Here is a 9,207-nt window from a genome sequence, read left to right as displayed (position 1 = left end):
ATCTCTTTGAGGCGGGCTTCGAATGAAGCCCCATCGGGGGCTGGCTGCAAGTTCGATCTCCATACCGTCATGGCCGATGTCGATCCCGGCGCGCAAAACCGCGTCCCCCTCGGGGCCATCCCGCCATATGGGATTCGTGTTGTTGATGTGAATGAGGACCTTGCGCACGCCCGTACGTTCGATCGAATCAAGCACCTCGATCATGCCGCCCGGCCCCGTTTGCGCAAGATGGCCCATGTCGGCGGCGGTCTTCTTCGACAGGCCGAGTTCGATCATTTCGTCCGGCGTCCAGAGGGTGCCGTCGACCAGCAACAGGTCCGCGCCGTTCATTGCTTCGAGTACGTGGGGTTCGAGCGCGCCGAGCCCGGGCGCGTAGAACGCGCGCTTGCCGGTCGCCTCGTTGATGAACGTCAGCCCGATGTTGTCACCACGTTGGGGCGCCGCGCGATGCGGCGAATAGGGCGGCGCCTTGCTCGACAACGGCAATGCTTCAATGCGGATTCCGGGTAATGCGGGAATGCTGAACGACCCGCCATCGAGCGGGACCGCGTGGCGTTCGACGCCGCAGTAATGCGCGAGTATCGATACAACCGGCAAGCCCGTGCTCAGGTCTTGCAGCACGGCGTCGGTGACATAGAGGGGCAACGGGGTATCGCGTTCGCGCAGCATCAGGAGACCGGTGACATGATCGATCTGCGCGTCCATGGTGATGACCGCCGCAATGCCGCTGTCGCGCGGGCGGCGCGCCGGCTGCAACTCCGGATGGGCCGCGATCTGTGCGAGCAGATCCGGCGATGCATTGACGAGCAGCCAGTCGTCGCCGGTTGAACTCACGATGATCGACGACTGCGTGCGCCGCTTTGCATCGAGCGTACCGCTACGCACGCCGGCGCAATTGCGGCAATTACAGTTCCATTGCGGAAACCCGCCTCCCGCCGATGAACCCAGCACTTTGATTTTCATTGCCTGCGTGCCTCTAAAAAAAGACATCCGGCAGCATGATCGACGTCACGTGTGATGGCGAAGAAGGCAGGGTGGGGGATGGGATCGGTGAGCAACGTGAGGTCGGCGAATAGCCGATAGTCGAAGAACGCTATGGGAGAGACAGGAGCGCTGCTAAAGCCGCGCGCCGGCATGGACAGCCGACGGCGGCGGCAGCGCTTAACGCGTTGCGATATACATCGTGATTTCGAAACCAAAACGCATATCGGTGTAGCTCGGGGTCGTCCATTTCATAGCCGTCTCCATCAGGTTAGCCAACGAGTGCCGGCGCCACGACGCATGCGCCAACAAGCTTACTTCGATGCAAGCAGCGTGCCCGAAATGCGTTCGAAAGCGACGCTGCGTGTTTGAAGTTCGTTTCTTACATCGCGGCGGGTGAGGGCGGAGGAACGAAAGAACTGAAAGCGCGCCTGACTGTCGCGGTATGCAGCAAAGTGTCCCACGCCGCAAACCCTTGCGGCCTCAGGGTGAACCCCATGTTCGCGAGTCTCAAGAGCGCGCTGGGCTTGAAGCATTCGATCCCTTGATTCGCTACACTGGAACGCATCCGTTCACGGCAAGGGAGATTACATGGCGACGCGAAAGACAGCGGCGAAAACGCCGGCGGCGAAAAAGACCGCACCGGTAAAAACCGCAAAAACAGCAAAGCCTGCGAAGGATGGCGGGGTCATTCGCGTCGGTATCGGGGGATGGACATTTGAACCTTGGCGCGGCCTCTTCTATCCGAAAGACCTCGTGCAAAAGCGCGAACTCGAATACGCGAGCGGGAAGCTGACGTCCATCGAAATTAACGGCACGTTCTACGGCTCGCAGAAACCTTCGACGTTCGCCAAGTGGCGCGACGAGACGCCTGACGATTTTGTGTTCTCGCTCAAGGCGCCGCGCTTTTCGACAAACCGGCGCGTGCTCTCGGAAGCCGGCGAATCGGTCGAGCGTTTTCTTGCGAGCGGCGTGCTCGAACTGCAGGACAAGCTCGGCCCGATCAACTGGCAGTTCGCCACAACCAAACAATTCGACCCGGAAGACTTCGAGGGTTTTCTCAAGCTTTTGCCCGCCAAAGTCGAAGGCCATCCGATCCGTCACGCGGTCGAGGTACGGCACGAAAGTTTTCGCGACGAAGCGTTCGTCGCGCTCGCACGCAAATACGGGGTGGCGATCGTGATGTCGGGAGATTCGGATTACCCCCAGATCGCAGATGTCACCGCGCCCTTCGTCTATGCGCGGATCATGGGGACGACCGAAGGTGAGGCGCAAGGTTATGACAGCGCCGCTCTGAATTTGTGGACCAAGCGGGCGCGCGATTGGGCACAGGGTGCGACGCCGAAGGGACTCGAAAGTGTCGCGAAAGCCGCGCCGAAAGATACCCCGCGCGATGTCTATCTCTATGTGATCAGCGGCTTCAAGGCGCATAACCCGGCGGCGGCCATGGCGCTGCTCGAACGCCTGAAGAGCAAATAGGACGCAGGCGTTCAAGTCTCCGGCAGAGCTTTCACGCGCTTGCGAATCTCGGCGTCGAGAATCAGCCTGCCGCGCAGCTTGCCCTTCATGCGCTTCACGTAACGCGGCGCCTCGGTCATGTGAACGACCATGAGTTCGCGGACTTTATCGGCGTCGCGTTCGCGCGCGGCCTTCGTGATCGCCTTGTGGATTTTCACGTTGGCCTGACCGAAGCGTTCAAGTTCGGCGGCCGGCGTGTCGTTACGGAATTCGATCAGTTGCCGGATCATTTCGTTGATCAGTTCGCAGCTAAAACGCAGGAAAGGATTTGGATTGGCGGCCGCGAGGATATCGTGGAAATTCACGTCCTCCTGCCGGCGCTTGACGATATCGCCATCTTGATGCGCGGACGGCGTGTCACAGCAGGCAATGCTGTCATCGAGCGCTGTAAAGTCTGCCTCGGTGAGATGCGCGACGGCGCCGGCGGCAAGTTCGGGCTCGAGCAATTTGCGCACGGTATAAATGTCGTCGATGCTGACATCCTTGAAAAACAGGTAGTTCTGCAGCAATTGCAGGGTGCGATCCAGCGGCACTTCAATAATGGTTCCGCCGCCGCCCGGGCCGGTCGTCACCTTGATCAAACCCTGCACCTCGAGCGACTTCAACGCCTCGCGGATGGTGCTTTTACTTACCGAGAACATCTGCTGCAATTCCACTTCCCGCGGCAGCTTGTCGCCGGGTTTCAGATCCCGTTCAGTGATGAGCCGCTTGATTTCCTCGGCAACCAGATCCGGGCGCTTCTGCTGCCTGATGTCGATCGTGGCACCTGCTTTTCCTCGCTCCATACCCTTCTCCAAAGCGCTTCCTGACGGCTGTTGCAGCGCATTCCGATACCCCGGAATTTTGCCTTATTGACACCCGAATTTATTGTACCTACGATCCAGTTCATCCTATTTATCATGATAAATAGGCACTGGCTAGCAACATAAAAGGTTTCCAGTCAAAGCTGCCGCATGACGTGCGTGGCCGCCAGCAAACATTCTGTAAAAGCTTTTTAGCCGGGCCCGCCAGTCATCCGGGTCTCGCCTTTTCTCGAGGAGCGTCAATTTTGAATCGCCGGAATGTCTTGAAGCTGGCCGCGCTGTCGGCTGTTCCCGGGGCCTTGCAAACCCTCGCCGCGCGTAGCGCCTTTGCGCAAAGCGGTCCCATTCAGTTCGCCTGTCCCGTTCCCATGTCGGGCCCGTTCGCCGCGAACGGCAAGTACGCCGACCTGGGCATGAAGCTCGCCATCGAGCAGTACGGAAAGGTGCTTGGCCAGCCGCTGGCTTATACGGTCCTCGATACCGAAGGCAAGCCCGCCACGGCTGTGCGCCGTGTGCAGGAAATCGCGCAGCAAAAGAATGCGCGCTTTTTCGCGGGCGGCATCCTGTCATCCGAATCGCTTGCCATGGGCAAGGAAGTCGAGAAGGCAGGCGGCATTTTCATCACGACCGCCGGCGCCGATGAAATCACCGGCAAGGACTGCAACAGCGCAACGTTCCGCTGGTCCGTGCCCACCTTCGGCGCGATCGAGCAGACCGTGCGCCCGCTGATCCAGACGCTGCCGAAAGCGAAGCGCTGGTACACCATCACGCCGCAATATGTTTTCGGCGATGGTTTGTTGTCGGCTGCAAAAGCGATCTTCCAGGAAAAGGGTATCGAGCATGTGGGTAACAGCTACCACTCGCTCAATGAAAAGGAATTCAGCGGTTATCTGACCAATGCAGTCGCGGCGAAACCGGACGTGCTGCTGATCCTGAATTTCGGCTCGCAATCCTCCGATACCTTGCGCCAGGCTGTCAGCTTCGGCATGAAGAACAACTGCACGATCCTGATGGCGTGGGCCTCGGGCCTGGAGCAATTCGAGGCGCTGGGTCCGGACCTTTGCGAGGGTGTGTATTTCGGTGCGCAATACTGGCATTCGATCGATTCGCCGCTTAACGCCGATCTCGTGAAGCGCGCGAACGACGCGTTCAAGGCGAACCCGAACTACAGTCTGGCGGGCTCGTACATCTGTACGAAGATCCTGCTGGACGGCATTGTCAAAGCGGGCACGGCTGATCCGAAGAAGGTCATCGCGGCGCTCGAGGGCATGAAGTATGCAGGCCTGACTGGCGCTGAGGAGATCCGCAAGGGCGACCACCAGGTGCTGAAAAACTACTACTTGCTCAAGGGAAAAGCGAAGGCGAAGATGAAGAACAAGGACGATTACGCGGACATCGTGAGTTCGGGCCAGTCGTTCCTGCCGCTCGATAAAACCCAGTGCAAGATGGCTTGATCGCGTGCGGGCGAGCGCGCGACCAAGCGCGTTCGCATCGATTCATTTCAGACGAAAAGCCATGAACGTTTATCTGTTGCAGGTCGTGAATGGCATTGGCATCGGGATGCTGTACTTCCTGCTCGCGGTCGGATTGTCGATTGTCTTTGGCTTGCTGCGCTTCGTGAATTTCGCGCACGGCGCATTCTATTTGCTGGGTGCGTACTTCTGCTACCAGGCCATGCAATGGTCGATGAGCTTCTGGGTCGCGCTCGCCGTGGTTCCAGTGGTGGTCGGCGTGCTTGCATGGGTGGTCGAGAAGCTGATCCTGCGGCACGTCTACGCGCAGCAGCACGAGTTCCATATCCTGGTGACCGTGGGCCTTGCACTCGTGCTGCAAGAGCTCACCATCGTCATCTGGGGTCCCAATGGCGATAACGTGCCGGTACCTGACATTCTGAACGGCGTAGTGATCTGGGGCAGTTTCATCTACCCGAAATACCGCTTGTTCGTGATCGGCTTTACAGCGGTTCTCGCGCTGCTCCTTTGGTGGCTGCTCGAAGGAACCCGCCTGGGAAGCGCGGTACGTGCAGGCAGCGAATCTACAGAGATGGTGGCGCTGCTCGGCATCAACGTGTTGCGAGTATTCAGCCTCGTGTTTGCACTCGGTGCGGGGACAGCCGCGCTTGCCGGCGTGCTTGCCGCCCCGATTCGCGGGGTCGATCCGTTCATGGGCATCGAAGCGCTGAGCGTCGCGTTCGTGGTGGTCGTGATCGGCGGGATGGGGAATTTCCTTGGTGCGCTGGTAGGTGGCTTGCTGGTTGGAATCGTTCAGAGCGTCATGAGCACGTTGTGGCCCGAAGGCGCGAGTCTGATGATCTATGTCGCCATGGCGGCCGTCCTTTTACTGCGCCCGAACGGGCTGCTTGGCAGGGCCACGTGAATTCGAAACCACTCGACACCCGCGCCCCGCAGCGCTCGTTCAAGGAAGCGCTGTTTCACTATCGGTTCATCCTGTTTGCTGCAATCGTGGTCTGCCTGTTGCCGCTCACATTGAGTTCGGGATCGCTCGCAACCGAAGTGCTGGTGTACGCGCTGGCCGCGCTCGGCTGCAACCTGCTGCTCGGCGCAACGGGATTGCTGTCCTTCGGGCAAGGCATATTCTTTGGCCTCGGCAGTTACAGCGCCGGTCTCGTGCTCACCAGGACGGGCCTCCAGATTCCGCTCGCCTTGGTCGCCGCGATGCTGGTCGGCGCACTGGCCGCTGCACTCGTCGGCTGGTTCTCGATACGCCAGCGCGGTACGTACTTCGTGATGCTGACGCTTGCGTTCGGGCAGATGTTTTATTTTCTCGCCTATACGTCGCCCGACCTCACGGGTGGCGACAACGGCCTGCTCGGGATTCCACGTCCCGCGCTTTCGCTCTTCGGCAAGCAGCTCGTGCCGCTTGCATCGCCCTGGCAGTTCTATGCGTTTGTCGCCGTGCTGTTCCTGCTGGCGTTCTGGATCCTCATGCGCGTGTCGCATTCCGTCTTCGGCCGCACTCTGCTCGCCATTCGCGACAACGAAGCGCGCGCCGCCGCCGTCGGCTACGACGTCAAGCGTTTCAAGCTCGCGGCGTTTGTCGTGTCAGGCGCGGTCACGGGACTTGCCGGCGCGCTGCATGCGTTGATGACGGGCATTGCGCCGCTATCGAACATCGACTATCACACGAGCGAAATGATCCTCGTGATGACGGTGATCGGCGGCACGGGGAATCTGTTTGCCTCGGTGCTCGGCGCGGCATTCTATGTGCTGTTTTCCGACTGGCTTTCGACCTTGTGGCCGCGCTGGCTCCTGCTGCTCGGGCTGGTTTTGATTGGAGTCAGCCTCTTCATGCAGCGCGGCCTGTGGGGACTGGGCGAGCGGATCGTGCAGCGGCTGAGGCAACGCGGTGCGCGCAGCAATACGGAGGTCTCGTGAGCGAAGCCATTCTGCACGCAACAGCCGTGACGAAACGCTACGGCAAGTTCACCGCGCTCGACGACGTCACGCTGAGGATCATGCCGCGCACGGTGCATTCGGTGATCGGCCCGAACGGTGCGGGCAAGACAACGCTGTTCCACGTGCTCACGGGCACGCTGCCGATCACTTCCGGCAACATCGTGTTCGATGGGCATGACGTTACGCGCGAAGCGGATTACCGGCGCGTGAAGCGCGGCATCGCCCGGTCGTTCCAGGTGACGAGCCTGTTTGCAAACCTGAGCGTGCGCGAAAATTTGCGGGTGGCGGTCCAGGGCGTCGATTCAAATCACGCGTTCAACGCATGGATGCCACCGCGCGGCGCGCTCGAGCACACCGGCATTGTCGACCCCATCCTGGAGCGTCTCGCACTGACGCGTTTTGCGGGGACGCTTGCCGGCGCGCTTTCGCATGGCCAGCAGCGCAGGCTCGAGGTCGGCATGGCGCTCGCGGCGCGGCCCAAGGCGATCTTCCTCGATGAGCCGACGTCAGGCATGGGTATCGATGATCTCGACGACATGAAGCAGCTCATTCGCGGCCTGCGCGACGACTATACGGTGGTTCTGATCGAGCACAACATGGGTATCGTGATGGACATCTCCGACACCATCACGGTCATGCAGCAGGGACGCGTACTGGTCGAAGGCCGACCCGACGATATCCGCGGCGACGAACGCGTGCGCCGTGCCTATCTCGGCAACATGATTACCGGAGGCCGCGCATGAGCATGATCCTCGATGTGCAGGACGTCCACGCGTTTTATGGCAAGAGCCATATCTTGCAGGGTGTGTCGTTGAGTATAGGCGAGGGTGAGACGGTCACGCTCCTCGGCCGCAACGGCGCGGGCAAATCCACGACGCTCAAAACCATCGCGGGCGTGGTCGCTGCTCAGCGCGGCAGCGTGAAGTTCAAGGGCGCGGATATCGGCAAATCGCAATCGCACAGGATTGCGGCCTCGGGCGTGTGCTTCGTGCCGGAGCACCGTGGCGTGTTCCGTTTGCTCAGCGTTGAGGAAAACCTGAAGCTCGGCGCCCGCCGCGATTCTCCGTGGCAGCTCGCCGATATCTATCGCATCTTCCCGCGCCTGAAAGAGCGTCGCACCAACGGCGGCGCCCAGCTTTCCGGCGGCGAACAGCAGATGCTCGCGATCGGCCGGGCGCTGATGAATCACCCGCGGCTGCTCATGCTCGATGAACCCGTGGAAGGCCTCGCGCCTGTGATCGTGGAGGAGATCGTCGCGCAACTGAAGCTGATCAAGGAGGCGGGCATTGCCATCCTGCTGGTCGAGCAGAACCTCGAAGTCTGCACGCAACTGGCGGATCGCCACACCATCATCGAGCAGGGTCGCATTGTGTATGAAGGCGATAACGCCGCGTTCACTCGCGACGATGCGATCAAGGACCGCTACCTCGGCGTAGGCGTGGTCTGAACCGTTCGTGATCCGAAACAATTGACTGGAATCCGCATGAAAATCCTGATTGCCCGAATGAATCACGAGACCAACACGTTCTCGCCGGTGGCTACGCCGCTGGAGGCGTTTGGCCGCAACGGTCCGGTTTATGGCGAGGATGCGTATCGCGAGAACAAGGGCATGCAGACTGCGATGTCCGCGTTTATCGATGCCGCTGAAAACGCGGGCGCACAGATCGTCACGCCGGTATCGGCATCGGCGAATCCGAGCGGGCCTGTCGCGGCGGCTGCCTACGACGCGATCTGCAATGCGATTGTCGACGCCGCGCAGGGTTGCGACGCCGTCATGCTGGATCTCCATGGCGCGATGGTCGCGGAGAATTCGAACGACGGCGAGGGCGACCTGCTCGAACGCGTTCGTGCCGCGCTGCCTGGTGCGCCCATCGCGGTTGCGCTCGATCTGCATGCGAACGTGACGCAGAAAATGATCGATAACGCCGACGTCATGGTCAGCTTCAAGACCTACCCGCACGTGGACATGTACGAATGCGGCGCGCATGCCGCGCGGCTTTTCTTCGATTTGCTGGAGGGACGGTCGCGTCCTGTGATTGCGTGGTCGCAGCCGCCGCTGATGACGCATACGCTGCGCAGCGCGAGCGCGGCCGGCGCGATGAAGCGCGCGGTGGAAGCCGCGCAGGCGGCGGAACGCGAGGGCATGCTGGCCGTTTCCATACTGGCGGGATTTTCTCTCGCTGATATTGCGAAGCCGTGCATCAGCGTGGTCGTGGTCGGCGACGGCGATCTCGAAGCGGCCACACGCGTGGCCGAGCGTATTGGCCGGCAGATCTGGGACGAGCGCGAGGAATTTCTTTATCGCAGCCCGTCGCTGGCGGATTCCGTGGCGGAAGGTGCGGCGCTCGCTCTAGATGCCGACAAACCGGTCCTCCTCCTCGATCACGGCGACAACTGCATGTCGGGCGGCACATGCGACACCATGGACGTCTATGAGGAAGCTGTCCGTCAGGGCATGACGTGTATCGTGATGGGGCCGATATGCGATC

General features: G+C 60.7%; 10 protein-coding genes. 7 read left to right on the top strand and 3 right to left on the bottom strand.

The annotated features are described in order from the left end of the window. The coding region (gene pqqB / locus ACFFAR_RS15960) for a pyrroloquinoline quinone biosynthesis protein PqqB (protein WP_375508106.1) at positions 1-963 on the bottom strand (963 nt) is incomplete at its 3' end. Positions 964-1,161: 198 nt separating this feature from the next. Continuing rightward, a complete protein-coding gene (pqqA, locus tag ACFFAR_RS15955; protein ID WP_062172596.1) occupies positions 1,162-1,236 on the bottom strand; it encodes a pyrroloquinoline quinone precursor peptide PqqA in 75 nt (24 codons plus the stop codon). Positions 1,237-1,572: 336 nt separating this feature from the next. Here pqqA and ACFFAR_RS15950 point away from each other — a divergent pair, with 336 nt between their 5' ends. After that, a complete protein-coding gene (locus tag ACFFAR_RS15950; protein WP_174362211.1) occupies positions 1,573-2,460 on the top strand; it encodes a DUF72 domain-containing protein in 888 nt (295 codons plus the stop codon). An 11-nt stretch (positions 2,461-2,471) separates the two neighbouring features. Here the strand turns inward: ACFFAR_RS15950 and ACFFAR_RS15945 are convergent, their stop codons facing one another. Continuing rightward, positions 2,472-3,284, bottom strand: coding sequence for an FCD domain-containing protein (locus tag ACFFAR_RS15945; protein ID WP_174362212.1), 813 nt, complete (start codon positions 3,282-3,284; stop codon positions 2,472-2,474). Between the two features lie 263 nt (positions 3,285-3,547). Here ACFFAR_RS15945 and ACFFAR_RS15940 point away from each other — a divergent pair, with 263 nt between their 5' ends. The 6 genes from ACFFAR_RS15940 to ACFFAR_RS15915 all read left to right on the top strand — a co-directional run. Continuing rightward, positions 3,548-4,756 (top strand): ABC transporter substrate-binding protein, encoded by a 1,209-nt coding sequence (locus ACFFAR_RS15940; RefSeq protein WP_174362213.1) that lies wholly within the window; start codon positions 3,548-3,550, stop codon positions 4,754-4,756. 61 nt (positions 4,757-4,817) lie between these two features. After that, on the top strand, positions 4,818-5,678 hold the full coding sequence (locus ACFFAR_RS15935) for a branched-chain amino acid ABC transporter permease (protein ID WP_174362214.1): 861 nt from the start codon (positions 4,818-4,820) through the stop codon (positions 5,676-5,678). Further along, positions 5,675-6,697 carry a branched-chain amino acid ABC transporter permease gene (locus ACFFAR_RS15930; RefSeq protein ID WP_174362215.1) on the top strand — a complete coding sequence of 341 codons (1,023 nt, stop codon included), beginning with the start codon at positions 5,675-5,677 and terminating at the stop codon, positions 6,695-6,697. The genes ACFFAR_RS15935 and ACFFAR_RS15930 overlap by 4 nt, the downstream gene beginning before the upstream one ends. Beyond that, positions 6,694-7,461, top strand: a complete 768-nt coding sequence (locus ACFFAR_RS15925; RefSeq protein ID WP_062003433.1) for an ABC transporter ATP-binding protein — start codon at positions 6,694-6,696, stop codon at positions 7,459-7,461. The genes ACFFAR_RS15930 and ACFFAR_RS15925 overlap by 4 nt, the downstream gene beginning before the upstream one ends. A gap of 2 nt (positions 7,462-7,463) precedes the next feature. Beyond that, complete coding sequence (locus ACFFAR_RS15920; RefSeq protein ID WP_062172594.1) at positions 7,464-8,165, top strand: ABC transporter ATP-binding protein; 702 nt, start codon at positions 7,464-7,466, stop codon at positions 8,163-8,165. Between the two features lie 36 nt (positions 8,166-8,201). Then, positions 8,202-9,207 (top strand): M81 family metallopeptidase (locus ACFFAR_RS15915; protein ID WP_375508105.1); only part of this gene is annotated, 1,006 nt, incomplete at its 3' end.

The organism is uncultured Caballeronia sp., from assembly GCF_964243625.1.
GTDB lineage: Bacteria > Pseudomonadota > Gammaproteobacteria > Burkholderiales > Burkholderiaceae > Caballeronia.
The sequence above is the reverse complement of the archived record's forward strand: the minus strand, read 5'-3'. Positions and strand labels throughout refer to the sequence as shown.